The following is a 25046-nucleotide window of genomic DNA, read 5'->3' as shown; positions in this document are numbered from 1 at the left end:
CTTGCCCAACGAGGCGGGCGAAATCATGGCTGAGTTCATGCCCGACAATCCGATCGAGCTGATCACCGACTATGCGTTTTCTGCAGCGCGCCGATCCGAGTACGCCAAGATTTTTGGGGCCGACAATTCCAAGCTTAAGAACATGCTGGATGCGATGAAGGGTGCATCCAAGGAGGACGTGGACCTGATGAAGATGGCGGTGCAGGCCGCTACGGGGCGCATTCAGCCTGCAGGAAGCGGCTGGCAGTCTTTCCAGACCACCACGTTCACTTTGGGCAACATGGCTCTCCTGTCGCTTGCTACGCTGTCCTCGCTGCCCGAGGCAATGTCTGCAGGCTTGCGGTCAGGTTATACGCGGGACGCCTTTAGCGCCCTCGCCCAGAACCTCACGGGCCTTGTGCGCCGCAAAAACACTAGAGAGCTGCACGAGCTGGCCCGCACAATCGGCCTGATTATGCCCTACGCCACTGACACGTTGATGCAGAACCGTTTGGGCGCCGATGTGATGAATGGCCAACCACTGGTTGCAGGGCGCGTTGGGGCGGTTCTTCATCGCCAACGGCCTCACGCCCCTCACGCACTACCAGCGGGCCACCATGCTGCCCGTGGCCAATGCGGTCCTCCTGCGCCACCTGCGCCGGGACGCTGCGGGCAAGCGCAACCTACGTGACCGGTTGTTCAATGATGCGGACGGGTTCAGCGATGGCGAGGACCAGCGAATTGGGGATCTCGAAAGAGCAACGCGAGAGCCTTCTGGATTGGATGGAAAGCGTGGGCGGAATGCCTTCGCCCGATGATCTGTATGAGGTACCTGATGGCGTGATGCACGATGCGGCGGAGCTTTGGTCGCGCGCCACGTACCGTTTCAGCACCGAGACAATCCAAGACCCACTCAAGACAGACCGCACGATGCTGAGCAACAACCCGTCCTTTGCGCCGCTCTTTGGGATCATGTCGTTCATCGACGCTTTCACGCGCAATATCATCTGGCGCAACCTTGAGCGCCGGGTTCAAAGATGATGACAGCAAGGCAAAGCGGGCGGGCAAGCTGGCCTTCAATAGCACCGCAGCAATTTTCCTGCCGGCATCTGCGCTGTTCCTTGGCCAGTTTCTCAACGGCATGCTACGCGATGCGATCTTCAACTCTGAGGAATGGGAGAAGCAGGAGGAGGAAGGCACGCTCGAAGAATGGCTGGCCAAGCGCGCTCTGGACCGGACAGGCTTTACCGGACGCTTGAAGCCTCTGATCAATGTCGGCACGGGGATCCGGTACGAGACGGACAGCACCAGTCTGTTTGCAGGGACCTACGCTTCCTACTTCGCGCGCAACATGGATAAGATGATCAAGCCAGCCGTCAGCGACCGGAACAGTGAAAAAACCAACACCGACGAGCGCGCAATGCGGCTAGGGCGTTCTATCAGATTGGCGTCAAGCCGGTAGGCGTCGGCCTTTTGGCTGGCGTGCTTCCTGCCGGCGCGATCTCGGGCAACATGAGCCGGGCCGGTATTGGCTACCTCTCGATGCGGTCCACCGAGCATGGCTTTGCCGATGCGCTTGTGGGCGAGAAGGGACTCAAAGCACGTGGGCGACCCGCCGTGGTGGGAATGGGGAGATTGACAAGCCAATGGCGGGAAGTGATAACCCGGCCATTGTTTGTTTTGGGGATTTGGGCGATTTAGGTTCTGGCGCCGCAAGGCGTGGGGGTTCAAGTCCCTTCACCCGCACCACCTTTAATTTCAATCACTTACAGGTTTCTTGATCCACTCTTGATCCAAGGCTGTTACGAGTGCGTTACTCGTCGCATTGGTAACAGGTTCACTTGGCGTTCCGCGCACGCAGCTCGATCACCTGATTTGCAGATGCAGACCGGTCCCGAATATAGCGATCTGTCGTGGAGCCATTTTGGTGCTGAGCGGCATGCTGCAGTACCGTAGGATGAACAATCCCCTTCGCCTCTGTGATCCCTCCGGAGCGGCTGTCGCGGATCTGCAGATGGTCAGGCAATTCCAAAGCACGCACCACAGTCTTGAACCGTTTGGACATGAGGTCGTTCTTCGGGGGCAGGCCACCGAGCACAGGATCACCGGACCGGTGCGACTGTCAGTGGGCGTCTGCATGAGGCGTCTGCGAATGTCGGGAAGATGGGTCAGGTCAAAGAAGTACGGCTCGGGCAGGCTGTCGCTTGTCTTGCTGATCTGCTTTGTGATCGAGGCGCAATCGGGAGCTACGTTGTCCCACGTCAGACCATGCACCCAGATTTTTCCGTGGTGCCGAATGCCGCCTTGGACGCCCTCTGCAGGCACCCACGTGCCATACACGTCAATCCCGCGCAGCATGAGGCTCGAACCGCAACAAGACGCTCAGAGACAGGTTGCCCCAACCTCGACGGTCAGCCTCGGCCACGATCTTCTTGATCTGTTCTCTGGTGGCAGCCACGGAGCGGCGAGGGGCAGACTTGAACCGCATTTCGCCACGTATGGCCTTGATCCGGGCGCACTCAGGGTTTTCCAGTTTGATCCCATAGGACAAAAGCAGCGAAAGGTGGTTGAACCACGTCTTGATGTAGTGCGTTGATCGGCCCTTTTCGGACATGATGCGCTGCCATTTCTTCATGCGTGTGAAGTCCGTTTCGCACAGGAGCGCATCGCCAATGGTACGCCTCGATCCCCTTAATCACGATCTTGTAGCTCTCTCGGGTATTGGGGCGCACGTCTCGGATGTCGCTGTCGTCGTCGTGGAGGTAGCGCCCGATCAGCCAGCCCCATGTTCGCAGGTGTTCGGCCTTGCACGCCTTGCTCATACCACGTGACCATTTCACGGGTCAGGGCGCGGGCGTGAGCGGCGCTCTCCAACTCCATGCCGGCATCGGCCTCCATGTTAAGGCACATGGTTTTGATGGGGTAGCCAGCGGCTTTGTATTTGGGCGGAGCAACCCACCAGTAAGTGCCGCGGATTTTCTTGCGGCATGGGGCGTATTCAGGCTCGCTGTCGTCCCAAAGGCTGTCTCTAAAAGGCATCAGTGTTCTCCTTGCTTGGCGCCGCGGCACAGGCGGAAGGGATCTGGCGCTGGTTTCGTTCTGCAGCCCATGCCTCAATTGACGGAGCGTGACGCTTGCCGATCGCGGGGTCAATCTTCGGAAAGCCGTAGGATGCCTCAAGGGTGGTCCGATTGCGCTCAAACCAGTCTCGATCTCGCCCGAGCATGCGTGCCGTTGTGGCCTCGCTTATGTAAAGCGGGCGGGTCATGTTATCGGACCTCTACGGTGATGGTGGTTTGCTTGGTCATGTGTCACCTTTTTGGGTGGCGCGGGCTTTAGGGAATGAAAGCAGGGACAGCGCCATATCATCAAGCGTGGCTTGCGCCGATCGTTTGGCGCGTGTGCGGTCGAACGGCTTAGAGTTCACAATAGTGATGGTCGATATGGAACGAAACATTCCACCCACGCCCATCCTTGTGGTTGAATAGTGGCGCCCAACGTAACCGACATGGGCCGTCTCGTGGCCCACAAGGCACTGGTAGCCGTTGTTGGTAAATTTCAGTGACTTCACCTTTGGCGGGATACGTGTATTCCACACGTTGATCGCGTCTTCCAGTGAGTGATCCTCGCAAGACATGCCGCAAGCGCACTGCACTCTGTTGCCCTTGTCAGGACACCACGGGAGGGATCTGAGTAGTGACGGATGATCCCCGCACGATGGACATGGCGCAAGCCTCATCACGTCTCCCCTTCCATCGCCAGAATATACTCTATCTCGGCATGAACGCGCCCTCGATACTCTGCGTGCAGGCGTCTGGCCTTGGCTTTCTTAGCGGTGAGACGTTCTTCATCAGCCGCAATCTCTATCTCTGCGGCTGCAATGCGAGCCAACAGCGCCTCTAGCGCCTCTCTCTGTGTCATTGGTCTGTGTCCTTGGTGGTGCGGCGGCGTTTGGCGCGGCCTTTTGCGAAAACCTGACGCTGCCTTTCTTTTTCCAGCGCCGTTGCGGGCGGGTTGTTCCGGGCCAATTGCTTGCGCATTTCCGCCACTACGGCGTCCGCAATTTTAGCCTGAGTGACCATCTTGTCGGCGTGGACATCATGGTAAACTTTGACTAACACCATCACTCCCTTCCTTCTCTGCGAGGGCGCCAACCGTTATGTCCCCTTCGGTTAGATCATCGTCAAATCTGGGTTCGCTCCATTTTAGGAGGCGTTTAGACACCTCAACAGCCCGCAAAGCAGCGGCCATTTCTGCAAACGCCTCCCGGCGCGCGGCGTCTACCTCAGAGCGGGGCGCCAAGTTCGCCGGAGCGGTAGGCGTTGACGAGGGTGCAGGTTAGGTGCGCATCTGCTGCCGCCATACCCGATGCAATCGCCAACTTGTCGACAGTATCAATGAAAAACAGAGTGCAATCCATATCGGGGTCGGGGTCGGAAGCCCACAGCCCCGGCGTTGCCCGCCTCACTAAGTGCTTTAAGGTCAGTCATTCGGGGTCTCCTCTCGGATAGAGCGCGGAGGGCGTTCTGCGCGTCACGGGCTATTTTGTTCATCCTCGCGGCCATTTTGCGGATATGCTCTGGAGACGGCTTGATGGCCTCCATGTAGTATGCGCGTTCAATTCGAGTGAGCGCACCCACGGCCAAGTCTAGCGCCGCCTCCTGCACGGTTGGCGCGGGCATGGCGGACAGGGCGGCGAGCTTGGCCTCTGCCTCAAGGGCGCGTTCGGCCCATTCTTCTTTCGTGGCGGCATCAATCATGTAGTCACTCATGGCTTGTCTCCTCGTGCGTCTATAGCGTTGTAAATCGCATCAGCGGTCGCCCGTGACTGCAAAGGCCTGTTCGGGCGGTCGCTCCTTGACAATGGCCTTACACGCCTCCCGCTCCTTCTCCACAGCGGCTTGGATGGCGGCGTCACGGTCGGCGGTCAGGTCGCGGATCAGGGCGAGGGCTTCGGTAAGGTGAGCCGCTTTGTGAGCGTCTAGTGTTTCACGGTAACAGGCGGCGCTTGCTTCCGGCGCGTCATCGGCCAAGATAAATGAAATGCCGTCTTGATTTGGGCTGTCCAGATTAGGAAGCCAAACGGAGACCTCATCTAGGGTGTAGCGCCCCGCCTCAGCTTTTAGGCCCGTGTAACCCTTGCTCTCTGGGCGATAGTAAAGGCCCTGCTTTACAATCAGGTAAGCATTCGGCCCTTCCGTCATGCCCTCGCACTTTGCCAGCAAATCGGCGGCGCGCTTGTGTAGGTCAGTCATTGGTTATCACCTTGAGTGCGGGTCGCTTTGAATGCCCGCCAGAACGGCTTCATCAGGTCTTCCGTTATCGTGCAAAGCCCATAAAAACAGAGATAAAGCAGCGCCCACGAGGTCAGATCGAGACCCGGCGGCACTCCGTTCGAGAGGGCGAGAACGCCAAGCAAAAGCAAAAACGTAAATGTGCGGCCAAGGATTGTCGCTAACGCGTGAGCTAAAGCATGTGCGTAAATCATTCTGTTTCTCCTTCCGCGCTCTGTAGGGCGTGTGGCGGCAATGCGGGGGTGAGGTGGGGTGTGGGTCATTGTGGTCCTCTCAAAACAGTGCGGGCATGATTGCGATGGTGATGGCGTCCCCGTCCTGCACTTCGGCGTAGGGAGGAATTGCGATAAAGCCGGGGGCGGTGATGACGGTGATGGTCTCAAAGCTCCCGTGCCTGACTTTGACAACGGCGCGGATGGTGAAGCCCTCATGCTCAAGGTCGAAGTCACCCAGCACGCTCACTTGCTCCGCGTGGTTGGTGTAGGTCAGGTGGGCAAGAGCGGTGGTATGGGCCTCTAGCGTGAGGGCGTCCGTCTGTGCGCGGGCGGTGTTGGTCTCGATGTAGCTTGGCAGATCGTCGGCAAAGGCAGGCGAGGCCAGGAGGGCGAGGATGAGGGGGCGGGTCATTGGCTGCAAATCCCACTGTCGCCCCATTTGTCGTCAGCCGTTTCGCCCATTTCATCAAGAATGCGCTCATGCTCCTCAATCTGGTCCCAAAAAACGCGGCGCTCGTTTTCTCGGTTATGCTGACGCCACATTTTTTGTGTTTCTTTAGACGCTAAGAAGCCTGCCCTGCTTCTTCGCCTTGCATGACTTGGAGCAGAACCTTCCCCAACCGCGCTTAACGTCAGCAGTGCGGGCTGAAAAACTCGTCTTGCATGTTGCGCATTTTACTTCCGTCATACTTGGCATATCTCTGCCTTTCCTTTGATGATGTCGCGCACGCGGGCGCTGTAGTGGTGGGTCAGGAGATCCACACGGCGTCAGGCACGATCAAAAGGCCTTGGGACGCTTGCAGGGTGTGGGTCTCGGTGATCGCTTCGAGCAACCGCTGGTAGTAGGCGATTGGGTATTGCTTAATGATTTGGTCGCGCCACTTTGGGTCCACCCCGTCAATGATCATGTGACAAGTGAAGCAGGTATAGGCCACGCCAAGATCCGTGACCTTGGTGGACATGCCCTTGCCCTGGCGGGTTGTGTGGGCGCCGATGCAGGTTTCAGGGCCGTCACAAGACATGCCAAGGAATGACGCGACCCTTGCCGTGCAGGGCATACCCGCAGCTCCCGCCATAAACCTATCGGAGCGCAGCTTGGGCAGTGTGCGGGCGGTATGGGCGCAGCACTTGGGTGATGTCGGGCAGATCAAACTCTGTCAGGTCTTTCATCGCTGCCACCACCTTTCGGGCATTCCGCCATCGATGTTTTCGGGCTTTCTGCAAAGGCACGGATTCAGCGCAATCTCGGCATTGATCCGGTTGCGCACGCCGATAATCGTGTTTTTGCTCACGCCAATAGCTTCGCCGGCCTGAGCTGTAGTGAGGCCTTCGTTGTCTGTCAGGTGCATGGCCTCAAGGAGCATTTCATCGGGCAATGCGTTACGGCGGTGGCGGCTCATGGTTTACCTCCAAGCCCACACCATCCATGCGTGGGATCGAGAGAGATACCGTGAGCGGTAGGATCAGCCTTGACGTTGGCAACCGCCTGTTTGTGGTAGTTTTTGCCGGGCTTACCTGCGTCTGCGCCAAGTCGGTCCATTTCCACCTTAATTGCCATCATGAAGTTTGGGTCGCTGGCCGGTAGGGGCTGCCACCTCCACAGGATGCACTCTGCGCCGCGGCACTTTTCTTGGGGCTTGTCGCCAAAGGTGCGCGCGATGGGGCATGGGAAAGCCTTTGCCTGATCGGGTGAAAGCAGGGTCATGCGCTGTCGCCCTTCTTGCTGTCGTGCCAGCCATCAAATGCCGCCAGCCACGCCGCCGCTTTGGCCTCGTCGCCCTCATAGAGGCGCATGGTCCGCTTCATCCCTGCCTTGGCGGTACACGGTACCCTCGTCAAACCCTTCATCCATAGGTGCAGCAGGGCCGGTGTCGACCGCATCCGTCCAGTGGCCATCAACGATCTCGGCATCATCAACGGGGGGGGCTTCCTGCTCGATTTCAGGCTCGTCAGGACCGGTCTCGGGTTCTTCGGGGAGGTCGCCCCGTGCGGCCAAGGCCTTGCGCTGTAGGGGTGTCATGGGCTTTTCAGCCGGCGTCACATCGCGCGGGTAATCCTGCACTTCCTCAGCCACTTGAAGGCCCATCAGGGCGTCAGCGGCACCATCACGGCACGCAAGAGTGCGAGCGCGCATTTGGAGCATACGCTTCGGATATTGCTGCCACGGTGCACCTGCTTCTTCCAAGGCCCGGCGCTTGCCGCGTCTTTCACGGAAAACTCACGCCGAATTGTCTGGCCCGTATCGCCCCGAACCAAAGTCGACCAAGCAACCATATTGTCGCCTTCGCCCTCGATGCCGCTGTCAAGCTGGTGGCCCGCCTTCTGCATGAGCGCAGGAAGCGCATCGCCCCAAAGCGAAGCTCGACCATTGATCACGGCAATGCTTGACAAAGCCTGCATGGGGGCAAGCCCGATCTCCATTCCCCGCGCAATCGCTGCCATTGTGGCCTCGGGCTTGCCCTGAAAGTGACGTGGAACCATGTCGCCCGCAGAAGCGAGCGCCTTGGCCAAACGAAACGTGTCATCAAGAGACTTTGGGACAAGACCGCTGATAGCAGCGCCTTGCGCAAGATCGGCCTTTGCAATGAAGGTGGGGCTTGGTGCCGCCACGTGGTCAGGAAGATTATTGCTCATGGTGCTTCTCCGGCAGTGTTCATTTCTTCAAGGAATTGCTCACGCATCCACTTCGGACGCTGGTAAGCGGCAATGTCGGCTCCGAGGGCCGGAGCCAGTGACCGGACGCAAGGCACTCGGCAAAGCGGCGGATGGATTGGCGGTTGTGGAATTGCCCAATGCGCAAGTCCTCCTGCTCAATCTCACGCAGGATCACGCTGAACGGGGGCTTGTCGTGCTGGGCGATGATCGCAGCCATTTCCGGCCAGTCACCTGTCAGGCGCTCGTAGACCTCGGCCGCAAAGGCAAGCTGCATGTCGTAGCGGTGGTCATCAATGCGCCGGTCAACAAGACGGCGGTTGAATGGGCAACCTTTCGACGAGATTTTCTTGTAGTCAGTCACGGTCCCGTCAAAAGCAATGGTGTCGGGCCGAGCCAAAAGCCAAAGGCCTGTTTCCTCGTCGCGCCACGCCATTGTGACTTCGGGGATACCGCCCATGACAGCGACAGCGGCCTCGTCCTGCACAAGCGCCGTGCCCATGTTCGTGATCATTTCCAGATCATCGGGTTTGAGGATGCTTTTGGCGCTGCTGTCTATCTTGTCCCAGAACTCACAAGACAGCGTGCCGGCAGGTGTTCCTTGCCCCGCCTCGTACTTGGCTCTCTGGGCTTCTGTAGGGCGGCGCGGAGTGTCCTCTGGGAGCAGGATGTACTCAGCCAGCACTTGCTCAATCCCGCCCTCCACGAAAGCGGCCATGGCGCGACCAAGGCGCAGGGCATCGGTCTCGGGCTTTTCCCACCTGTCAGGGTTCAACAGGTGGAGAGCCCAAACGTCCGCGGGTGTCTCGCTCTGCATCTTGCGCAAAACGCCAGACGTGACACTCGGGCCATCGCAAGGGTTGGGAGTGGTGCTGGTCCAGCGTAATGTTGTAGAAGCCGGGCTCAGTGATGTTCTCGTCATCGGCAAGGGTGCGGATTTCGGGGGTCATGTCTCAACACCTCCATTCATGTGAGGTTCCAGTGCTTTGCTGACCTCAATCGCAATCTTTTGAGCCATCACAGCCCCAAGGCGATCAGCAATGTGAGCCTGCCGTTTCCATATTGATCTCAACTGTGTTGAAGCGCTCACCGACATTCGTTGCATTCCATGCGGCGACGACGAAATGAGGCGCCTGTTTCCGTTGATGGGCGGGCTGGATAGCCAACACCGCTCACCAAATTATGTGAAATGGCCTCACCGATTTTTTTCGATCCCAAATTGCCACAATGCGGGCGCTCGACGCCTACGACTTTGCCCATCAGCGATTACCCTCGCCAAAAACAAGCAGATCGAGGTATCCATTTCCAATGTGGCCCAGAGCCATGGCGACGGACATTGCGATGATGAAGGCGCCGATGACAAAAATGGCGAACCGCTCATAAGTCATGGCGCCCCCCACCGAACATTTTGATCCCGCTCAAACACGTCGCGCTCATATTGGCGCACAGCCGCCATGTATTCGGGCGTGACGCACAGCTCGCAGATCTGCGTGATCTCGGCGCCATGCCCGTTGTCCATCGGATAACTGCCATCACCACGGCAGCGCGGGCAGTCAGGATTGATCGGGGGCTTTGCGGGCAGGGTGAGGTCAGGCATTTGAAGGCCCTGTGCCAACTGGCTTCTGCAATCTTTCGATCATCTTGGCGCGCTCGTCGGCACGCACGGCAGCTTCGTTGTAAAGCGGTTCGGGTGCGCCGCTAAACCGGAGACAAATCAGTTCCGCTTCCTCAATGGGAAGGTCAAAAACTGTCAGCTCAAAATCGCCATCCTCACGGAAAAACGTCAGGGTAATGGCGTTATTGTTCAGCGGACGCGGGCCGTCACACTCTATCTCTCGAACGCCGTGTAAGTACGATGTCAGCATTGCGGCTCTCTCCATAAGCGTGTTGACTGAGCGGCGGGTATGGAGGAAGGCTATATCCCTCAAAAAAGGATAGTCAAATAAAAATATCCGCTTTAGAGGACATTTGGGGTTGCCGTATTTTAACAATGCTGTGACAAAGCATTGTCCTTTGAAGAGCGGTCAGATGACAGTTTCGGAGTATATCGATCTCGTCGCAAAGCTAAGTGAAGTGCAGCGGCGCGGTAGTGGAAAAGGTTAGGCGGTTGATTGATCGCCCAAAGAGTAAGCACTGCGTCGATGCGCTCCGGCGCGTCTTGCATCCTCTTGAGTAGATCGAGCTGAGCGGGCGTAACATCAATGCCGTGAATGATGTACGCGGCACTAACACCCAGAGCTTCGCAGATGCTCAAAAGGTTTTTGAGCGTTGGCTCTTTGCCCTCGACAAGTATGGAATGCAAGTATCCTGGTGCTGCCGTACCGGACTTGAGAGACACTGCTCTCATTGACATTTCGCTACTGTCCAAAGGCGGCTTGAAGTCGCGTCCGCCAGCCATTGTTTGCCATGCTTTCATTGTGAAGGAATGCGCAAATCAGCGCACGTCCTTTATTGACGACACTTGACACGTCCTCTTTAGAGGATATTACTTCGGACATGACGATACATCACCCCATACTTCTCCGCTGAAATTGACGCTTTTTTGGAAGAAACCAAAATGGGCCAAAGTTACTTCGGCAAGCGCGCTGTTGGCAATTCCGAGATCGTAGATCGGCTTCGGAAGGGCGGGCGAATTTGGCCTGAAACCGAGACCAAACTGCGCTCTTTTATGCTTTACCAGCGCGACAAGCTTACGCAATCAAATGCGTCCGCTGCTGAGGATATTCAAGGGGGCGGCGCAATGATCGCCCTTTTCGCTCTACCGAAACAGCCAACCGAGTATGTTCAAAATTGGGGATGGCTGTCCGACCAAAGGGGTCCGAACGTCAGCATGGCGATGGCGACTGCCCACGACAGAATGTTTTGCATGGCGGTTCCTTTCAGGCCCCCCATACGCGCCGAGCAGCGCTGTATCAATGATCGCCCCTGTATCGACAGCCCTTTTTCGTCTTGTTCGTCGTGACCGTGGGGGTCGCAGCGGCATTCCTTTTCGTGGCTGATCTCAAATGATCTGCCCCTGTCATTCCTTGGGCGGGGTCCATCCGTCCATGGGAGCGGCCAGCTCACTCAACCCCCACCTTTGTCCCGAGCTGGTCGCGCAATCGCGAGTGGGAGGCTCCCTTTCAAGGGTGCGCGTGAGTACCTAAACGATGAAATGCTTGGCGGTCCTCTCAGGAGGCTCGCGTCATAAGGCCCCGTCAATTTCATCCCCTGCGCCTAACTGAGCGAGATCAGACATCCCCCCAACCACAGGAGACGACACAATGTCTGACACGGAAGTTTACAACGGCTGAAACCCGACGAGTTCATGCGCAACCATGCGGCGTGGTCAAATGCCGAGGCTGCGGCTGCATCTGAGGCCGGCGAGCGGCGTCAGCGCATCGGTGAATACATCGAGCGCACTGGCCTCCACAAAAAGGCGGTATCCCAGATCCGCGCCGGCTTGAAGCTCGAAGACGCCCGAGCAGCGGCGCGACTGGTGGCGGTCCATTCAAATGATGGCTCCCATGATTGAAGCCGAGGTTTTTGCCAACGAGCCGGAAATGGATTTTGAGGGCGAGGACGCTGGTGAAGATGATGATCCCGCCGACGATGCCCCTTCCAACGTCGAGCCGGTCAACTTTAGTGGTGATGCCGAGGTCGCTGCCGAATGAAGATCGTCGCTTTGGACATAGCGACCCAAACTGGCGTGGCTGTCGGATCATCCGGCAGCCAACCAAAAGGCGTGGTCTGTGGATCTTGGTAAGGGGCGGTCAGAAGATTGGCGCTTTTCCGGGTTCTCATGCTCGCACATGGCCTGATAGCCACGCACAAGCCTGATCTGGTGGTGTGTGAGGCCTTCATAGGGGGAAAGCACGCCTCTGCCTACTTGATCGGTCTGGTGGCCTGTGTGCGGGGCTGTGCGGCCAATCGTGGTGTGCGGTGCGAAATGGTTTACCTCGGCAACCGTGCGGAAGCACTTTCTGGGCGAAAACCCAAGCGCCAAAGACTTTCCCGGCCTCCAAGGCGGCCAAGGCGAAGCTGGCGATCAAGGAGCTCGTTGCTGACCGATGCCGCCTGCTCGGGTGGGAAGTGGACGATCTGGACTGCGCCGATGCCCTCGCAACGCTGGATTGGGCGCTTGCTGAGCGCTGCAAAGACTTTCAGGCGGCGCCATCTGGAGGGCTTTTTCGTGTCTAAGCACTACCGCATGATACCCAATGACCGATTTTTTTACGAGGTTTGGACAAGCAAGGTCATCGTGAGAGAAATCGCTGCGATCTACTGCACGTCCCGACCCGCCATTTACCGTGCAGCGGATCGTTTTGGCTTTCCCAAGCGCAACCCCGTTGAGCCAGTGATCGAGGCAGAAATCCCGCGGCCATTGGATCTGATGGACGAACTGCGCTGGTCGAAAGGACGGTATACAATCCTTTTGGAGATTGCCGAGCGCGAAGGCTTTTCAATGACCAAGGCGCAGCAGCTTTATCGCAGGGCGCGGCGCGATGAATGATCTTGTCGTCATACACCCCGATCCGCCCATCACGCATTGGAGCCGCACTGTCCGCAAAATGTATCTTCTCGGACTGTCTCCGGCTGCCCTCGCATACGTGATTGAGAGCGACATTTGCTTGGTTCGCATTGCCATTCGAGTGGACGGAGAACAAGCGGCCAGATGAAGCGCATCGCGTTGATTTTAATATAGAAAAAAGCGGCAAGTTTTCCGCTCATGTGGGCAAGCACGTGTCTAGCAAGACAATGGGCGCGTACATCGAGATCATGCGCTTTTTGGCCGAACGGGAGAAGGGCTGACATGCGGGAAACTAATCAAGACATGCTGGAGGGCAGAAATAGTCAGTCTTTTAGCCGAAGGCTACGGCGCCGAGGACATTGCTCAGATCCTTCAAGGGCAGGGGTGGGGTGGCACGGCGGCCAATGTGCGCGCGGAAATCACCGAGCTGCGTGCATGCGGTTTAAGTCTACTGAGATTGAGTGGGGGAAGCCATGAGCCGCCACAGCTTTGACCCACAAATCGCTCAAAAGGTTGGCGTAAATGCCGCTGTCATTTTTCAGAATATCGTTTGGTGGTGCGAAAAAAACCAAGCGAATGGGCGCAACATCCACGATGGAAGGGCATGGGTCTACAACAGCGTTAATGCGTGGTCCGAATTGTTTCCATACATGAGCGCAGGACAGATCAGAAGGGCGCTCGAAACCCTTGAAGAACACGGCTTAATCAAGAGCGGGAACTTTAACGCAAACGCATATGATCGGACCAAGTGGTATTGCGTGTTTTGCCAGATGCATTTGTCGCCAGTGACAAATGGATTTGTCATCAGTGACGAACCTATACCAGTAAGTAAACCAGACATAAACAATACCCCTATAGTCCCCAAGGGGACAGATGACCTTTCTCAGAAAATGCTGAGACACCGGATCAACCAAAGACAGACCCTTTATCTCAGCAAATTGAAAACGGCTTCAACGAGTGGTGGGGTCAGATCTGGCCAAGCCACAAGCGCAAGACGGGCAAAGTCGATTGCTGGAAGCTCTACGAGAAGGCCTGCCGCGGAAAACACCCGAAGGCTGAGATGGTCAGCCCGATAGCACTGAACCGGGCCACCAAGGCCTACATCGCGTCTGTGACGGATCGGGAATACCTCAAGGCACCTCTTGCGTGGTTGCGGCTGCCGGGTGGGAGCCATTCCTGCAATCCGAAATAACCTACGACGAAGCCGCTCTGAGCAAATCAGCGCGCAATCTTTTGCAGCAAGGCAAGTGCCCGCCCTCAATGATGGTGGACGGAAAGCCCAATGCGGAAGCGGCGTACTGGCTCAAGCAGTATCGGGGGATCGAATGATCGGTTGGACGTTTTGCTCGGGCATTGGAAGTCCCTGAAATGGCCGCGCCGTGGGTAGATTGGCGGCTGGCTTCCGAAATTGAGTACCTTCCCGCGCGCCGTTTGCAACAGCGCTTTGGCTACAAGGCCCCCCACGATCACAACCAAGGCGACCCGTTGCTTTGGGGTGACATGACCGAAGTGACGCCGGATCTGGCCCGTCAGCGCGGTGTGCCTTTACCGGATTTGATCGTTGCCGGCACGCCATGCCAAGCATTTTCTATCGCGGGGCTGCGTGGCGGCACCGACGACGCCCGCGGCAACCTTACCCTCAAATTTGTGGAGACCTGCCATGCAATCGTCGATGCTCGACCTGATGGAAAAGCTCGCCGTCCTCTGGGAAAACGTCCCAGGACGTCTTGTCCGACAAGGGAAACGCTTTTGGATGTTTCTTAGGGGGAATTGTCGGATCAGATCATGCCATACAGCCGCCAAAAGGCGAAAGCTGGCCAAGTGCAGGCATGGTTTCCGGGCCAAGGTCACGGGCAGCATGGCGGGTCTCGACGCTCAATATTTTGGAGTGGCCCAACGACGCCGCCGTGTGTTCGTTGTCGTTGATTTTGGAAACTGCGTCGATCCCGCAGCGGTACTGATTTGAGCGCCAAAGCGTGCGCGGGAATACTCCGCCGAGCCGAGAAGCGGGGCAAGGATCTGCCAGAGGCTTTGAAACAGGCGCCTCACGGCGGTGGTTTCACGGACGTAGCGCCGACACTGGACGCTTCCTGCAAGGATGGACCTGTGCGCGCTCAGATTGGCGCGGGTGCGCCGCACCCTGGCCAGCGTCGGCGCCACCGACGCTGAATCGCAGCTTTTGGCGACAAACAAGGTCTTGAGGATCAACACGCGCTTTGCGGTGCTGGCTTGTTTGTGCCTGACATTGCGAAACTCGTCACAGCCAGCGGTCAAGGTGCGCTATGACCCAGAGTTGGAGCAATTTGTTACTCACGCCCTGCGCGGCGAAGGATTTGACGCCAGTGAGGACGGCACCGGGCGTGGCACGCCCCTCGTGCCCATCGCGTTTGATTGCAAGGGTACAGAGGTTCAAAACGACGCCAGCGGTGTCTCGCCACCGCTCCGATCCATGGGTCACAGCCAAAGCCACACCAGCACTGGTGGGCGCGCGGCGATAGCCATTCAGGAGCGCGCCGTGGCGGACAATCCAGACACCGGGCCGCAGGGTGCGGGATACCGCACCGATGACGCCGCATACACGCTGGAAGCCCGCAATAAGGTGCAGGCGGTGGCCTTTGCCCAAAACACGCGCGACGAAGTGCGCCTTCAAGGCGGTGACGGTGGCATTTGCGGCGCTCTGAGCGCCGAAGTCACGAGATGAAGCAGCAGACCTACGTGGCGTTTGATCTGCGAGGCCGGGAAGAAGGCGCGGTTCCTGAGAGCGTTGGGGAGACTGTCAGTCTCCGAGCCGCATCAGGAGGATCATCGCGCAGCTACCTTGCTCAGCCGTGGGCTGTGCGCCGTCTCACGCCGACCGAGTGCCACAGGTTGCAGGGCTTTCCCGACGATCATTGCGACGTGACGTATCGCGGGAAGCCTGCCGCAGATGGACCTCAATACAAGGCCTTGGGCAATTCTATGGCCGTGCCGTGCGTGGCGTGGATCACTGATCGAATGAAACTCAGCATGGAGGAATACCAATGACCACAAAATATAAAAAACGCATCCCGGACGAAGCCTACAGATCTTTGCAGCACTTGACGCGCCGAGAGGCTGCTAAGCGACTTGGCGTTTCCCGCATGGCGTGTGCCAAAGCGGAGCAACGCTTAGGCTTTAAGTTTAAGAAATTGCCAAATGGGTGGCAGGCTAGAAAGATCGACCAATCGGAGATTGCGCGCATAAAGCAAGACCCAAGAACGTGCGCCGCAATTGCTGCTGATTACGGCGTCAATCGCACAACAATCGGGAAGATAAAGCGGAAAGGGAGCGTCAATGACCACAGAAGCCGACATCCTTGGGCGCCCACCTGTGATGCGCCCCTTGCCCGCGCCCGATGTGGACACGAGCGATGACTGGAAGGGCGAAAGTTTGATCCGCAACGGCAAAACGGCACAGTTTCATCGCCGCGGCAACGCCATTGCTCAAAGGGTTGCGGCTGCCCGGCGCGCAAAGGTGGGCGAGTTGCTGGACCAAGGGCTTTCGTTCAAGGAAATCATGCTCCGGCTTGATCTGCGCCGCGACACACTGGCTCAAGACATAGCAAAGGTGCGGCAAAAATGAACGCGCAGTCAGACATCGCCCCAAGCAACATTGAGGCCGAGCAACAGCTTCTCGAAGGGTCTCTCATGTGCGACAATAACCTGATCCACAAGGTCACAGGGATCCTGACGCAAGCGCATTTTTACGATCCTGTGCATGCCCGTGTGTATGCCGCCATTTTAGACCGGGTAAACGCGGATCGCATCGCATCACCTGTGACGCTTAAGACGGTGCTGGACCATGACGAAGGGCTGAAAGAGCCGGGGCGCTCAGTATCTTGCACTTGGCAGGGTCCTCGATCTCAGCCTTCGCCGTGCGAGACTACGCGAAGGTCATCGTGGAAATGGCTCGGCGCCGTGATGTGCTGGCTGTGTGCCGCGAGGCAATATCGGCATTCAAACCGATCGCCCCGTTGATGACGTGGTGTCTGGCTTGGAGATGTTCGTGCATGAACAGGAGCCAACCGACGAGCCGCGCAGCATGTCGCTCCTCGCTGCCCATGCCAGCGTTGTGCGAGAGCAACTGGAGGTGAATGACGGCAACATGCCCGCCATACCATCCGGCCTTGCCACGTTGGACGAAGTGCTGAGCTTGCGAAAGCAGCGCTATACGATCCTCGCCGGAGGCACATCTATGGGCAAGACGGCCAAGGCCCTGCACATGACTTACGCAGCCGCCAAGGCTGGCTATGGCGTGGGCTTTGTATCCCGTGAAATGCCCGAGCGCGACCTTGCCGCGCGGATCAATAGCATCGAAAGCCAGATCCCCTACAAGGCTTTTGAGCGAAAGATGTCGGAAAACCTCACGCGCCAGATGATTGAAACCGCCAAGGCGCAGCAATCGCTACCAATCGAGATATTTTCGCCACGTGTGGACGACATGCCGGCAATCATTTCCGAAGCCAAAAAGCTCAAGGCAAAGTGGGAAGGCACTGATCACCCTCTATCCATGCTGGTGGTGGACTACATCCAGCTGATCAACGATCAAGGCAAGCAATTTGAGGTGCTTTCAAAAGTGGCTAATGACCTCAAGCAGTTGGCCAAAATGCTTGATGTGCATGTGTTGGCACTGGCTCAGATTGACCGGAAAGTTATGGAGCGTGAAAACGCCCGGCCCATGCTGTCCGATCTGCGCGGATCAGGGGATCTCGAAAACGCCCCCGACAACGTGCTTTTGTTTACCGCCATGAGTATTCTTTGCGGCGAGACTCAGCCCCCCGCAAAGACAGAGGATCGGGTCGATTTCGAGGAGGAGTGGCGACTGTCCAAGGGCAAAATGGAGATCATCATAGCCAAGGCACGCATGGGTGAAATCAAAACCATCACTGTGGGGTGCGACATGGCCACCAATCGGTTTTGGGACATCGAGACAACGGGAGACCTGTTTTGATGGAAGCCCCTGCGCGCGAACACTGCAATGAAGCAAAGCGGATCAAAACGCGTATGGAGGCTGCGGCCAATGCGGTCAAGGCTAACCGTGATCTGCGCAGAGGAGCGCTCAAACCTTGAAGAACTTGAACGAAAGCCGCACTGCCGCCCGCTCGGCATTCAAATCCGAAAGCTAAAATCGTATCTGATTGCTAAAGGATGGAAGTGATTTTTGGCGCCAACGCGCTGCGCAAACCGGCAAATCTCCCAATGCACCCCGCAACACATCAAAGCCCAAAAAGGAACCGACACATGAAAAAGATAGATTGGCTGGAAATCGCCATACACATTGGCCTTGGCGCGCTTGTGGGAGTGGCTGTCTGCGTTGCTATCCTTCTGCCCCTGTCGTTCTTTTGGCCTCCCGCTTGGAGCGCAGCGCCGTGGGCAGTCGTCGGCGGCATGGCCTCCGGGCTGGCCCTCATGGCGTTTGGCGATGACGACGATGAAAAAGATACAATCGGTATTACCGATTGTATCGGTAGGGGGAGAAGCACCCCGATTATCAATGAGTCTGGGCTTTGCTGGCCCTCATGGCGTTTGGCGACGATGACGATAGCGACGAAGTTTGAGAACCACCCCGCGCCAAGGCGCACTTTGTAGAGAGGAATGAGAGGATGGACATACAGATAGAACAAAGCGCAAGTGGGCTTTACCACCTAACAAGCCCTGATGTTCACAGGCCTGTTTGTTTCGGATGCTTCCAGTGCAAAAATGCTCTGGACGCTGTTGGTGATGTTTATCGAGAGATACTTGCAGCCAATGCGACCACCGAAAGCCCCGACACATGACTGACGCCACCAAGGCTGAACCTGTTCCCCTGCGTGCCGCGTGTCTGATTTTCTGCACGTGGAGACGATATGGAACGGGCCGCGAAGGGCATCTGCGAGCGCCGAGCAATATGCGACGGCTGCTATATGCGCGGCCCGTCCGCACCCACCACAGCCCTTGCCTTTGGTATGTGGGCCGAACTGCCGAGAGAGGAGTGAAAGGATGACTGACGCAGAAGCGGTGAGACTTTGCGCGGGCTGCGCTGCGCCGGAGCGGACACTGCCATGGTCATGCTCGACAAAACGAGCGCCAGCGCGCATCGCACTTCCACCGAAGGCCCCTTTCACTGCCCGGCGCGAGACCTTGATCCCGGAAATGAGCCAGCGCGATATGCTGAAGCTCGCCATGAGGGAGAAGGAATATCGTTTACGGTCTACCCCCAAACGCAAAAGCCCCCTGACGCCAATCGAGACGCTTGTGGGGCGCGGGGGACGGAACATCTCAAGCCCACAAGAGAGCGGAGAGGATTCCTAGGAGGACCGCATAGCGCGCCCTTTCGGCGGGGTCTTCAATCCCGCCTATAGCTCCACGGTGGAGCTGTCTCGTCACTGTGCCGCAATCGTCATATTATCAATGTCAAAATCTGCACCTGCATCAATGAACTGGATAATCGTGACGCAAGTGAGTGGCGCCAGCAGGCACCGTAAATGTGTAAGGCCCGTAGCTCCCCGTCGGGTGAGATTGCGATGGTGCTGCACCCCCACGCGCTGCGGCACGGTGTCACCAACAAGCCCGTCAGCGACATCCAGGCCTGCATAGCATATTGGCCTGATCCCTAACCCGATCACCGGCTACGCCGACACGTGGCACTTTCTGAAGCTGATTTCGTAAGTCGCTTGGTCATCCGGTATCGCAATGAAAAAGCCACCACTACTCTGGTGCAGAGCGTTGGCGCCGATTGCGCCGCTCGGCACGCAGGACACCTGCGGTCACTGCCAGCCCGCCGTTTACAACATGAGCCGCTGGATCGCCGGAAATCGCCTTCGGTGAAGACGTTGCCTCCGCTGCCGCCGGCATTCGGATCACTCCACTCAGCGCCATAGTTTGCCCGATGATTTTCCCACGCCCACAATGCAAACGGGTGAATGTCGTTTGAGGAGGTCGCATCGAACGCCTGCCTGCCTGCCTTTTTTTTTTTTTTTTTTTGCGGTTAGCACGTTAAAGCGATCCGGGCCTGCCATACGGCGGTCGTAGTAATCCCGAACCACGTTTGATTGCCACGAGTGGTGACGCCGTTGGAGAGACATGCGCAACGCCAGCGCAACGTGCGCCGCCGACGCTTTGGCGATGATGTGGCGATAGCTCTGTTTGTCGATGGCCCCGCCCAATTTGCGGGCCGGCTGTCGCAGTAGTGCCACTTACCGCCCACACCCAAGCCGTTTTGACGCTCTTCCTCAGAGGTCACGGCATCAGGGTCGTCACGTTGCATCGCTGCGACCATTCAGGCCAGCCCAAGTTTGCAGACGTAGTAGGAAAATCCCTTGCACGATCTACATCAGCTTGTTGCACGGTGAAGATCTGGCGGCCACTGCCCCAGATTGACGCCGGAGGCCGCCGCCGAAAACGGCTTCCGTTGTCGTCGGCAGCCAGAGCATTAAGGCGAACCGATTGTCACCAAGGCCAGCCGCTTCGAGCGTGCAGCGGGAGGGGGCTGCCCACCTCTTTTCGGTCCGTTACAATGACCGCCGTTGTCCTCCCAGACACCGCCCTGCTCTGCACGTGCGGCGTAGTCGATAGCGTCCTGCACGATGTATCCGGCCAGCGTCCGTGCTTCTGTGCCGTGGTGTAAAAGTCGAAGTGGAGCGCGAGGCCATGCGGTCGCGGCACAGCGCCATACCAATCACCCGCATGGGCCATCAGCGACCAGTGCGTCATATGCCACGCCGGAATGCGGGATGATGTTGCGCGTGAGGACGTTGTAGGTGTTCTGCTCAGCATTCGTGCGCCCTTGGAGCATCTCAAGCGCCTCAGCGTAGGCCGGGAACCCACCTCGTGAACTCCAGCCGAGCCGTTAGAGAGAGAGAGAGAGAGAGAGAGAGAGAGAGAGAGAGAGAGAGAGAGAGGAAACCCGGTTAAGTCGAGGTCCGCAGGCCCGCAGCCGATGAGGTGAGCCGTCCGAGGCAAAGCCCGAGTCGGAAATGGTTTGCACCCGAGCCGCGCTATGCGCGGTCAACACGCCCATATTCGGCGCAAGCGCTTCTGGGCGTCCGCTTGAAACAACGCCTGTAAGCTGCGACATGCCTTTGACATAGATACCGGTGCTTACAGTGACGGGCGACCCGGTGTGGTTTGGGTCAATATTCAGCGAGCTATTGTGGGCGGCGTTGGCGCCGATAACGAGAGCATCATAGCCCTGCTTCCCACGGCGACACCTTTTTGTTTGCCGCCTGCATTCTGGGCCAGCGTGCCTTGCGCGTCCGCCGCGACCGGGGCGGTGCTGTAGACCATAGAGACGCAAGTTGCCAGGCGCTCTGGCAAAATCACCGTCTCGTGTGACACTCTCCGACACTGGCGTGACCTGCGTAATCTCCCGCTTGAAGCGACCACCCATCGGCGAGCCGTCAAAGTGCGTGCCATGAGCCGAGACGCCGGACAGGGTGAACGTCGCGCCGATGTGCTGATGCGGTTGTAGTCGATCACCGCCGACGCCGTGAACCTCACCTTGCGCCACAGTCTGCCATGCGGATTGCAGCCCGCATTCGTTCCGCCAGTCTCAACCGCTCGCCACTGCGCAAGGGCCTGCTGCCCAACATCACCGACAACGTGCGTGTAAGCCGCTGTCGTGGCCCTCACCGTGCCGCACTGCGGAGTGCCGGAACTCTTACGCGACTGATCGCCGCCGCCGGAAGCCGTGCGCCGTCGCCCTGCGTGCATCAGTGACTGCCGCGCCCACACGCAATTCGCCCGCAGCCGAACCGTTGGCCGAAAGCGATGGTGGGGCCTGTCGCGGGCGTGGACGTGCCGCCGCTGTCAAAGCCGATCAGCCCAAGATCGACGCGTGCGCGGATCCAGCTCATACGTCTGTCTCCACCCAGATGCTCCTGATCATCCCCAACGGCGGACTTGTAGAAAACTGTGTCGCCAGATTTGAACTTGAACCCTTGGGGGAAGGGAAGATAGAACCCGTCCTCCTCGCCTTCTCTCGACCGGTAGCCTTTTTGCAGCATGGCCATCGGCGCCGCCTTTCGCCTCTGGCTGAAAAAAAGCATCAGGCGACAATGCTGGTTGATTGCCAGATGCGGGTTGCGGTGAGCTTTTGGGACATGAGCGTGATCCAGATAAGGGTGAAAGTTGCCCGCACGCTTACAATTGACGCTCCGTTACATAAAAAACCGGCCCAAAACTGGACCGGAGTTTGATTTGCCGCCGTTAAGCTGAGATCGGGCGATTATGGAGGGGTGATTTTGTCCGCGATGTTGGTGGCGTGGGTCGCCGCGGCGCCGTAGACTTTCGGCTACCTCCTCAAGTTGGTCAATCCAAGCCCAAGTCGGCGAAGGCACGCAATCACGGCAAAAGGAATGCGCTCCGGGCTTGTCCTGCCATTAGCTGCAGGACCATGGTGGGGCGCGTGTATCCAAACGCCTTGGCCACCTCGACTTTGTAGCGCGTGGTGTGCCAGCTTCCCTTGGGCCAGCCCGTCGTAGATGCGCCAACGCTCGTGGGGCGTCATGGCGTCCAGTTGCTCAGCGTCCAGCATTGCGGAGATCCTTTCAATCGGGTTAGGGTGTGGCTCCGGCCTCCTTTGGCCAGCCCCGCGCCGGCTTTGGCCCCTCATGGGGAGGCGCGGGGCATCCTTTCAGAAAAAAACTACGCGAGCATAGCCGCCACCCCCCCAAATCTCGGCATAGTCGCAATCTTCACCCCAAGCCACTTCCGCCGCGATCTTAAACTCCTCAAGGGTTGTGCTGTCGGGCAGATCGTAAAAATGGGTAGAGCCACGCGCCCACGCGTGCCAACTGTGAGCCGTGCCAGCTTTGCACGTCAGGCGCTGCCAGCTTTTGAGTTTACCAACAAAGTATAGTCCGATATCCATAGTGCTTCCTTTCATTCAAACATATCGATTCGCGCCCGGCCCGCTTCGTCGAACAGGCCAAGGTCAGCGGGTTTTCGGGGCTTCTCGCTCGCTCTCGTCATGCGTGAGGGGCGAGCTGCGTCTCGGGCAGGTAGAGCCTCCGCGCCCGGTGCGACGCTCTGAGAAGCCCATCGGCGCCGTGTCTGTGGGTATGTCATTGGCGGTCAGGGATTGTTTCACCCCAGCAATAACCGCTCATCAGCATCAAAATCGCCGTGCCTTATGTATTCCTCAACGGCCATACATACATGGTCCCACTCATTTGCGGTCGGAGCCTCCCAAATCTGTTCCGCAGTGCGTTTTCCATCAGCAATCGCGTGGATTGCCACAGCTACCACCATGTCGGTACGCGCCGTCAGCCCATTCGGATGCAACGTCTGGTGTCTGTAATTACGGTTCATGATCTTTCCTTTTGCTGTCATGGATTTACCACAGTGACGCCTCGCGCATGGCGGGACGCTAGGTAGGTCAATGACGCAGCTCGATGCGGTAGCGATAGGCTTTGTGGATGTCAGAGCGATACATCCGCACGCGGGCCTTTTCCGTTTGCCAGCGATCTGGCTTCCTCAAGCGCTGCGATAAGGGCCAGTTCTGCAGCCTCGCGTGTCTTGTAGCCCATGGCGTAAGTGTAGGTCATAATGAAAAACCCTTCGCGCTCGCCGCGCCTGCGCGTCAAGGCGTGCGCCCCGCTGCGTGCCTCGCGCAAGTCGCCCAATGCGTTTGGATCACGGCCGCGATGCGGGCATGACGCATGGTCGCAATCGGCGCTCGACAGTAGCGGATGCTGGCAATGTGTTCGCGTGCCTCGCGCCACAAGTCCGCAACTTGTTCGGCCGCGCGCTGCGCCTCTTGCCATTCCTCCTGATACTCAGCCTCCGCAACACAAGCGCTCTCGGCTTCCTGTTCGGCTGCATACATCGCGCAACCTTCAGTTTCGTAAATTGTGGATCCGACACTCGCATACATGCCTGCGCCCATGCTCCACTCAGAAAGCCCCGCTCCACGCGGCAAGCGCAGCACAATGGCCGTAAACTGATTGGCGCCATATTGGTAGGCCCACGTCGAGCCAGTGATCACGCGCAAGGAAAACGCCGTCTCCTATCGTGTCATCACTGTCCATGTAGAAGCCACGTCCCGTGCCGGCTTCGCTCGGGCTTATTGTAGGCTTCACACAGCGGCGCGATTTGGCGCGCTCGCTCAGTGGGCGGTTGAAATCAGAATGGTGATTTGCTTAAAGATGCTCATAGCTCACATCTCCCCCATGTAAAATTGCTCACAATAGAGGTTCAGCACCTCGTCCTCGCCGGTAGGATGCAGGAAAGAAGGTCCAAGGGCGCCCACCCTGCACCCGCTGCACGTTGTCCCGCATGCCATAGCTATCAATGCTGCCAATGGGATACGCGCAGCAGGCCCAGCCAGCAGTATCTCGAACTCGGCAATCTCGCTTTTCAAGCCAAGGTTGGCCCAGCCCGAGCGCACCACGCAGGGACAGGGGATCGTCATGAATTGCTTGCCGTGCTTCTTCGGCCTTGTCGCTGTCGTCGTCATCGCCTTGCAATGGATGTTGCTCAACAAGTGCAGCCATGCGCAGCGCCATGTCTCGCGTAGACAGCCCGTGCGGTGGTTAGAGCGTTCATCTCGCTCTCGGTGATTTCCGTGGTTTCAGGGTCCGGGTCGCCTCAGTGGCGACACCCCATAAATAGGTGTGAAAATTTACTAAGTCAACACCTATATAGATAATAAACGCAACAAACAACAAAAATAGGGCCGATTTCAAGCAGTTCTTTGAGTAACCGATCGAGCGCGATAAACGCCCAAGCCATGGCATCCAAATCAGAGGCAAACCAGACGGACGCGGCTTCTATGTCATCAATAAGGGCATACCGAAGCACCCCAACACGTGGGATGAATTCGTAGAGAGAGTAGCAACGGCAGCGGCGAAGCCGCCCAAGCGCAAACATTCCGGCACAGTCGAGAACCTCACGCAAAGAGCAACGGCGACTTGATCAATCCACCAGGTGGGCGCCGAAGTCCAAAACATGCACATTTGTAGGACCGCTACCACGCAAAGGCGTGCGCTGCAAAAACTGGCGCATGCGAGGCGCGACACAGCGTGCGAACACGGGGATACCGCCAGAACCCAGAAGACCCCGCAACCGTGCGCCGCCTCGCGGATGTCCTCGCCGTCGATGCTTCCTGCTGCGCAAAAAGAACCCTCAAAGACACAGACCCCAAAGACAAACAACTCATAGAGAACATACTAAGAGAAAAGGGCGCAGCCCTCTCCCCTCAAAACATCGTCAACGGCATCCAAGCACTCAACATGGATGACGGCGGCAAGACCAGGCGGTGGGCCAAAACCATCAAACCGCAACCATTCAAAGATCACGCCAAAAACGACAAACATGAACAGAATGAATAAATAAGGCCAAAAACATGAGCAATGTAGATTATACGAAAACAAGCGAGATCGAGGTGAGGGGGCAGTTT

General features: G+C 57.8%; 39 protein-coding genes. 15 read left to right on the top strand and 24 right to left on the bottom strand.

What is annotated here, in order from left to right:
• Position 1: 1 nt before the first annotated feature.
• Genes P7F88_RS25465 through P7F88_RS25455 form a run of 3 tightly spaced genes read left to right on the top strand, consistent with a single transcriptional unit; the run spans position 2 to position 1441 of the window.
• A complete protein-coding gene (locus P7F88_RS25465; RefSeq protein WP_277829377.1) occupies positions 2-670 on the top strand; it encodes a hypothetical protein in 669 nt (222 codons plus the stop codon).
• 32 nt (positions 671-702) lie between these two features.
• Complete coding sequence (locus P7F88_RS25460; protein ID WP_277829376.1) at positions 703-1020, top strand: hypothetical protein; 318 nt, start codon at positions 703-705, stop codon at positions 1018-1020.
• Positions 998-1441, top strand: a complete 444-nt coding sequence (locus P7F88_RS25455; protein ID WP_277829375.1) for a hypothetical protein — start codon at positions 998-1000, stop codon at positions 1439-1441. Before P7F88_RS25460 ends, P7F88_RS25455 begins: the two co-directional genes overlap by 23 nt.
• Positions 1442-1816: 375 nt before the next feature.
• Here the strand turns inward: P7F88_RS25455 and P7F88_RS25450 are convergent, their stop codons facing one another.
• The 18 genes from P7F88_RS25450 to P7F88_RS25365 all read right to left on the bottom strand — a co-directional run bounded on the left by P7F88_RS25450 (position 1817) and on the right by P7F88_RS25365 (position 10487).
• The gene (locus tag P7F88_RS25450) at positions 1817-2044 is read right to left on the bottom strand and encodes a hypothetical protein (protein WP_277829374.1); all 228 of its coding nucleotides are present in this window, start codon (positions 2042-2044) and stop codon (positions 1817-1819) included.
• A 276-nt stretch (positions 2045-2320) separates the two neighbouring features.
• Positions 2321-2614, bottom strand: coding sequence for a hypothetical protein (locus P7F88_RS25445; RefSeq protein WP_277829373.1), 294 nt, complete (start codon positions 2612-2614; stop codon positions 2321-2323).
• Positions 2615-3283: 669 nt separating this feature from the next.
• Positions 3284-3616: a hypothetical protein gene (locus P7F88_RS25440; protein ID WP_422128628.1), complete on the bottom strand. Its 333-nt coding sequence runs from the start codon at positions 3614-3616 to the stop codon at positions 3284-3286.
• 101 nt (positions 3617-3717) lie between these two features.
• Entirely contained in the window at positions 3718-3900 is a 183-nt protein-coding gene (locus P7F88_RS25435; RefSeq protein WP_277829371.1) for a hypothetical protein, read from the bottom strand.
• Complete coding sequence (locus P7F88_RS25430) at positions 3897-4103, bottom strand: hypothetical protein (protein ID WP_277829370.1); 207 nt, start codon at positions 4101-4103, stop codon at positions 3897-3899. Before P7F88_RS25430 ends, P7F88_RS25435 begins: the two co-directional genes overlap by 4 nt.
• Before the next feature lie 270 nt (positions 4104-4373).
• Positions 4374-4751 carry a hypothetical protein gene (locus tag P7F88_RS25425; RefSeq protein ID WP_277829369.1) on the bottom strand — a complete coding sequence of 126 codons (378 nt, stop codon included), beginning with the start codon at positions 4749-4751 and terminating at the stop codon, positions 4374-4376.
• Positions 4752-4790: 39 nt separating this feature from the next.
• A complete protein-coding gene (locus P7F88_RS25420) occupies positions 4791-5234 on the bottom strand; it encodes a hypothetical protein (protein WP_277829368.1) in 444 nt (147 codons plus the stop codon).
• A complete protein-coding gene (locus P7F88_RS25415) occupies positions 5231-5467 on the bottom strand; it encodes a hypothetical protein (RefSeq protein ID WP_277829367.1) in 237 nt (78 codons plus the stop codon). Before P7F88_RS25415 ends, P7F88_RS25420 begins: the two co-directional genes overlap by 4 nt.
• 79 nt (positions 5468-5546) lie before the next feature.
• Entirely contained in the window at positions 5547-5900 is a 354-nt protein-coding gene (locus P7F88_RS25410; protein ID WP_277829366.1) for a hypothetical protein, read from the bottom strand.
• Positions 5901-6237: 337 nt separating this feature from the next.
• Complete coding sequence (locus tag P7F88_RS25405; protein ID WP_277829365.1) at positions 6238-6546, bottom strand: hypothetical protein; 309 nt, start codon at positions 6544-6546, stop codon at positions 6238-6240.
• A 108-nt stretch (positions 6547-6654) separates the two neighbouring features.
• Positions 6655-6888, bottom strand: coding sequence for a helix-turn-helix domain-containing protein (locus tag P7F88_RS25400; RefSeq protein ID WP_277829364.1), 234 nt, complete (start codon positions 6886-6888; stop codon positions 6655-6657).
• Positions 6885-7049 (bottom strand): hypothetical protein, encoded by a 165-nt coding sequence (locus P7F88_RS25395; protein ID WP_277829363.1) that lies wholly within the window; start codon positions 7047-7049, stop codon positions 6885-6887. Before P7F88_RS25395 ends, P7F88_RS25400 begins: the two co-directional genes overlap by 4 nt.
• 219 nt (positions 7050-7268) lie before the next feature.
• Positions 7269-7562, bottom strand: coding sequence for a hypothetical protein (locus tag P7F88_RS25390; protein ID WP_277829362.1), 294 nt, complete (start codon positions 7560-7562; stop codon positions 7269-7271).
• 11 nt (positions 7563-7573) lie between these two features.
• Positions 7574-8122: a hypothetical protein gene (locus P7F88_RS25385; protein ID WP_277829361.1), complete on the bottom strand. Its 549-nt coding sequence runs from the start codon at positions 8120-8122 to the stop codon at positions 7574-7576.
• Positions 8123-8141: 19 nt separating this feature from the next.
• On the bottom strand, positions 8142-8957 hold the full coding sequence (locus P7F88_RS25380; protein ID WP_277829360.1) for a PD-(D/E)XK nuclease-like domain-containing protein: 816 nt from the start codon (positions 8955-8957) through the stop codon (positions 8142-8144).
• A gap of 567 nt (positions 8958-9524) precedes the next feature.
• Positions 9525-9737: a hypothetical protein gene (locus P7F88_RS25375; RefSeq protein ID WP_277829359.1), complete on the bottom strand. Its 213-nt coding sequence runs from the start codon at positions 9735-9737 to the stop codon at positions 9525-9527.
• Complete coding sequence (locus P7F88_RS25370) at positions 9730-10005, bottom strand: hypothetical protein (RefSeq protein WP_277829358.1); 276 nt, start codon at positions 10003-10005, stop codon at positions 9730-9732. The genes P7F88_RS25375 and P7F88_RS25370 overlap by 8 nt, the downstream gene beginning before the upstream one ends.
• 119 nt (positions 10006-10124) lie before the next feature.
• Positions 10125-10487 (bottom strand): hypothetical protein, encoded by a 363-nt coding sequence (locus P7F88_RS25365; RefSeq protein ID WP_277829357.1) that lies wholly within the window; start codon positions 10485-10487, stop codon positions 10125-10127.
• 195 nt (positions 10488-10682) lie between these two features.
• Here P7F88_RS25365 and P7F88_RS25360 point away from each other — a divergent pair, with 195 nt between their 5' ends.
• Positions 10683-11102, top strand: a complete 420-nt coding sequence (locus tag P7F88_RS25360) for a hypothetical protein (RefSeq protein ID WP_277829356.1) — start codon at positions 10683-10685, stop codon at positions 11100-11102.
• Positions 11103-11468: 366 nt separating this feature from the next.
• Here P7F88_RS25360 and P7F88_RS25355 read toward each other — a convergent pair whose 3' ends face one another.
• Positions 11469-11630 carry a hypothetical protein gene (locus P7F88_RS25355; RefSeq protein ID WP_277829355.1) on the bottom strand — a complete coding sequence of 54 codons (162 nt, stop codon included), beginning with the start codon at positions 11628-11630 and terminating at the stop codon, positions 11469-11471.
• 16 nt (positions 11631-11646) lie between these two features.
• Here P7F88_RS25355 and P7F88_RS25350 point away from each other — a divergent pair, with 16 nt between their 5' ends.
• The 10 genes from P7F88_RS25350 (at position 11647) to P7F88_RS25315 (ending at position 18444) form a co-directional block, all read left to right on the top strand.
• Positions 11647-11793 carry a hypothetical protein gene (locus P7F88_RS25350; RefSeq protein WP_277829354.1) on the top strand — a complete coding sequence of 49 codons (147 nt, stop codon included), beginning with the start codon at positions 11647-11649 and terminating at the stop codon, positions 11791-11793.
• A 386-nt stretch (positions 11794-12179) separates the two neighbouring features.
• Positions 12180-12632 carry a hypothetical protein gene (locus P7F88_RS25345; protein ID WP_277829353.1) on the top strand — a complete coding sequence of 151 codons (453 nt, stop codon included), beginning with the start codon at positions 12180-12182 and terminating at the stop codon, positions 12630-12632.
• 1371 nt (positions 12633-14003) lie between these two features.
• Positions 14004-14414: a DNA cytosine methyltransferase gene (locus P7F88_RS25340; RefSeq protein ID WP_277829352.1), complete on the top strand. Its 411-nt coding sequence runs from the start codon at positions 14004-14006 to the stop codon at positions 14412-14414.
• A gap of 334 nt (positions 14415-14748) precedes the next feature.
• A complete protein-coding gene (locus tag P7F88_RS25335; RefSeq protein ID WP_277829351.1) occupies positions 14749-15351 on the top strand; it encodes a hypothetical protein in 603 nt (200 codons plus the stop codon).
• Positions 15348-15674, top strand: coding sequence for a DNA cytosine methyltransferase (locus tag P7F88_RS26575; RefSeq protein WP_422128622.1), 327 nt, complete (start codon positions 15348-15350; stop codon positions 15672-15674). Before P7F88_RS25335 ends, P7F88_RS26575 begins: the two co-directional genes overlap by 4 nt.
• A gap of 288 nt (positions 15675-15962) precedes the next feature.
• A complete protein-coding gene (locus tag P7F88_RS25330) occupies positions 15963-16250 on the top strand; it encodes a hypothetical protein (RefSeq protein ID WP_277829350.1) in 288 nt (95 codons plus the stop codon).
• Positions 16247-16645, top strand: a complete 399-nt coding sequence (locus tag P7F88_RS26570) for a DnaB-like helicase N-terminal domain-containing protein (protein WP_422128619.1) — start codon at positions 16247-16249, stop codon at positions 16643-16645. Before P7F88_RS25330 ends, P7F88_RS26570 begins: the two co-directional genes overlap by 4 nt.
• Positions 16602-17618, top strand: coding sequence for a replicative DNA helicase (locus P7F88_RS25325; protein ID WP_277829349.1), 1017 nt, complete (start codon positions 16602-16604; stop codon positions 17616-17618). Before P7F88_RS26570 ends, P7F88_RS25325 begins: the two co-directional genes overlap by 44 nt.
• 290 nt (positions 17619-17908) lie before the next feature.
• A complete protein-coding gene (locus P7F88_RS25320; protein WP_277829348.1) occupies positions 17909-18256 on the top strand; it encodes a hypothetical protein in 348 nt (115 codons plus the stop codon).
• Positions 18257-18270: 14 nt separating this feature from the next.
• Positions 18271-18444, top strand: a complete 174-nt coding sequence (locus P7F88_RS25315) for a hypothetical protein (RefSeq protein WP_277829347.1) — start codon at positions 18271-18273, stop codon at positions 18442-18444.
• A gap of 2913 nt (positions 18445-21357) precedes the next feature.
• On the opposite strand, the gene P7F88_RS25310 is transcribed toward P7F88_RS25315, so the two are convergent.
• The 5 genes from P7F88_RS25310 to P7F88_RS25290 form a co-directional block, all read right to left on the bottom strand.
• Entirely contained in the window at positions 21358-21657 is a 300-nt protein-coding gene (locus P7F88_RS25310; protein WP_277829346.1) for a hypothetical protein, read from the bottom strand.
• Positions 21658-22280: 623 nt separating this feature from the next.
• The gene (locus tag P7F88_RS25305) at positions 22281-22517 is read right to left on the bottom strand and encodes a hypothetical protein (RefSeq protein WP_277829345.1); all 237 of its coding nucleotides are present in this window, start codon (positions 22515-22517) and stop codon (positions 22281-22283) included.
• Positions 22518-22732: 215 nt separating this feature from the next.
• A complete protein-coding gene (locus P7F88_RS25300; RefSeq protein WP_277829344.1) occupies positions 22733-22978 on the bottom strand; it encodes a hypothetical protein in 246 nt (81 codons plus the stop codon).
• A 250-nt stretch (positions 22979-23228) separates the two neighbouring features.
• On the bottom strand, positions 23229-23639 hold the full coding sequence (locus P7F88_RS25295) for a hypothetical protein (RefSeq protein WP_277829343.1): 411 nt from the start codon (positions 23637-23639) through the stop codon (positions 23229-23231).
• Positions 23640-23829: 190 nt separating this feature from the next.
• Positions 23830-24141, bottom strand: a complete 312-nt coding sequence (locus P7F88_RS25290; protein WP_277829342.1) for a hypothetical protein — start codon at positions 24139-24141, stop codon at positions 23830-23832.
• A gap of 573 nt (positions 24142-24714) precedes the next feature.
• Between P7F88_RS25290 and P7F88_RS25285 the strand changes: the two genes are divergently transcribed.
• Positions 24715-24978, top strand: coding sequence for a hypothetical protein (locus tag P7F88_RS25285; RefSeq protein WP_277829341.1), 264 nt, complete (start codon positions 24715-24717; stop codon positions 24976-24978).
• The last annotated feature ends 68 nt before the right edge of the window (positions 24979-25046 follow it).

It is taken from the genome of Vibrio hannami (genome assembly GCF_029589055.1).
Taxonomy (GTDB): domain Bacteria; phylum Pseudomonadota; class Gammaproteobacteria; order Enterobacterales; family Vibrionaceae; genus Vibrio; species Vibrio hannami.
Note: the sequence above shows the minus strand (reverse complement) of the source record. Positions and strands in the feature narration are given on the sequence as shown.

Excerpts from the sequence above, each read along its gene's own strand:
- P7F88_RS25400 (WP_277829364.1), bottom strand. The coding sequence starts at position 6,888 with ATGAGCCGCCACCGCCGTAACGCATTGCCCGATGAAATGCTCCTTGAG.
- P7F88_RS25335 (WP_277829351.1), top strand. The coding sequence starts at position 14,749 with ATGGACCTGTGCGCGCTCAGATTGGCGCGGGTGCGCCGCACCCTGGCC.
- P7F88_RS25290 (WP_277829342.1), bottom strand. The coding sequence starts at position 24,141 with ATGGCTGCACTTGTTGAGCAACATCCATTGCAAGGCGATGACGACGAC.
- P7F88_RS25435 (WP_277829371.1), bottom strand. The coding sequence starts at position 3,900 with ATGACACAGAGAGAGGCGCTAGAGGCGCTGTTGGCTCGCATTGCAGCC.
- P7F88_RS25460 (WP_277829376.1), top strand. The coding sequence starts at position 703 with ATGGCGAGGACCAGCGAATTGGGGATCTCGAAAGAGCAACGCGAGAGC.
- P7F88_RS25450 (WP_277829374.1), bottom strand. The coding sequence starts at position 2,044 with ATGTCCAAACGGTTCAAGACTGTGGTGCGTGCTTTGGAATTGCCTGAC.
- P7F88_RS25310 (WP_277829346.1), bottom strand. The coding sequence starts at position 21,657 with ATGGCCATGCTGCAAAAAGGCTACCGGTCGAGAGAAGGCGAGGAGGAC.
- P7F88_RS25330 (WP_277829350.1), top strand. The coding sequence starts at position 15,963 with ATGACCACAGAAGCCGACATCCTTGGGCGCCCACCTGTGATGCGCCCC.
- P7F88_RS25380 (WP_277829360.1), bottom strand. The coding sequence starts at position 8,957 with ATGCAGAGCGAGACACCCGCGGACGTTTGGGCTCTCCACCTGTTGAAC.
- P7F88_RS25410 (WP_277829366.1), bottom strand. The coding sequence starts at position 5,900 with ATGACCCGCCCCCTCATCCTCGCCCTCCTGGCCTCGCCTGCCTTTGCC.
- P7F88_RS25370 (WP_277829358.1), bottom strand. The coding sequence starts at position 10,005 with ATGCTGACATCGTACTTACACGGCGTTCGAGAGATAGAGTGTGACGGC.
- P7F88_RS25420 (WP_277829368.1), bottom strand. The coding sequence starts at position 5,234 with ATGACTGACCTACACAAGCGCGCCGCCGATTTGCTGGCAAAGTGCGAG.
- P7F88_RS25375 (WP_277829359.1), bottom strand. The coding sequence starts at position 9,737 with ATGCCTGACCTCACCCTGCCCGCAAAGCCCCCGATCAATCCTGACTGC.
- P7F88_RS26575 (WP_422128622.1), top strand. The coding sequence starts at position 15,348 with ATGAAGCAGCAGACCTACGTGGCGTTTGATCTGCGAGGCCGGGAAGAA.
- P7F88_RS25350 (WP_277829354.1), top strand. The coding sequence starts at position 11,647 with ATGATTGAAGCCGAGGTTTTTGCCAACGAGCCGGAAATGGATTTTGAG.
- P7F88_RS25355 (WP_277829355.1), bottom strand. The coding sequence starts at position 11,630 with ATGGACCGCCACCAGTCGCGCCGCTGCTCGGGCGTCTTCGAGCTTCAA.
- P7F88_RS25415 (WP_277829367.1), bottom strand. The coding sequence starts at position 5,467 with ATGATTTACGCACATGCTTTAGCTCACGCGTTAGCGACAATCCTTGGC.
- P7F88_RS25315 (WP_277829347.1), top strand. The coding sequence starts at position 18,271 with ATGGACATACAGATAGAACAAAGCGCAAGTGGGCTTTACCACCTAACA.
- P7F88_RS25385 (WP_277829361.1), bottom strand. The coding sequence starts at position 8,122 with ATGAGCAATAATCTTCCTGACCACGTGGCGGCACCAAGCCCCACCTTC.
- P7F88_RS25305 (WP_277829345.1), bottom strand. The coding sequence starts at position 22,517 with ATGGATATCGGACTATACTTTGTTGGTAAACTCAAAAGCTGGCAGCGC.
- P7F88_RS25445 (WP_277829373.1), bottom strand. The coding sequence starts at position 2,614 with ATGAAGAAATGGCAGCGCATCATGTCCGAAAAGGGCCGATCAACGCAC.
- P7F88_RS25425 (WP_277829369.1), bottom strand. The coding sequence starts at position 4,751 with ATGAGTGACTACATGATTGATGCCGCCACGAAAGAAGAATGGGCCGAA.
- P7F88_RS25300 (WP_277829344.1), bottom strand. The coding sequence starts at position 22,978 with ATGACAGCAAAAGGAAAGATCATGAACCGTAATTACAGACACCAGACG.
- P7F88_RS25430 (WP_277829370.1), bottom strand. The coding sequence starts at position 4,103 with ATGGTGTTAGTCAAAGTTTACCATGATGTCCACGCCGACAAGATGGTC.
- P7F88_RS25365 (WP_277829357.1), bottom strand. The coding sequence starts at position 10,487 with ATGAGAGCAGTGTCTCTCAAGTCCGGTACGGCAGCACCAGGATACTTG.
- P7F88_RS26570 (WP_422128619.1), top strand. The coding sequence starts at position 16,247 with ATGAACGCGCAGTCAGACATCGCCCCAAGCAACATTGAGGCCGAGCAA.
- P7F88_RS25440 (WP_422128628.1), bottom strand. The coding sequence starts at position 3,616 with ATGTCTTGCGAGGATCACTCACTGGAAGACGCGATCAACGTGTGGAAT.
- P7F88_RS25320 (WP_277829348.1), top strand. The coding sequence starts at position 17,909 with ATGAAAAAGATAGATTGGCTGGAAATCGCCATACACATTGGCCTTGGC.
- P7F88_RS25395 (WP_277829363.1), bottom strand. The coding sequence starts at position 7,049 with ATGATGGCAATTAAGGTGGAAATGGACCGACTTGGCGCAGACGCAGGT.
- P7F88_RS25405 (WP_277829365.1), bottom strand. The coding sequence starts at position 6,546 with ATGCCCTGCACGGCAAGGGTCGCGTCATTCCTTGGCATGTCTTGTGAC.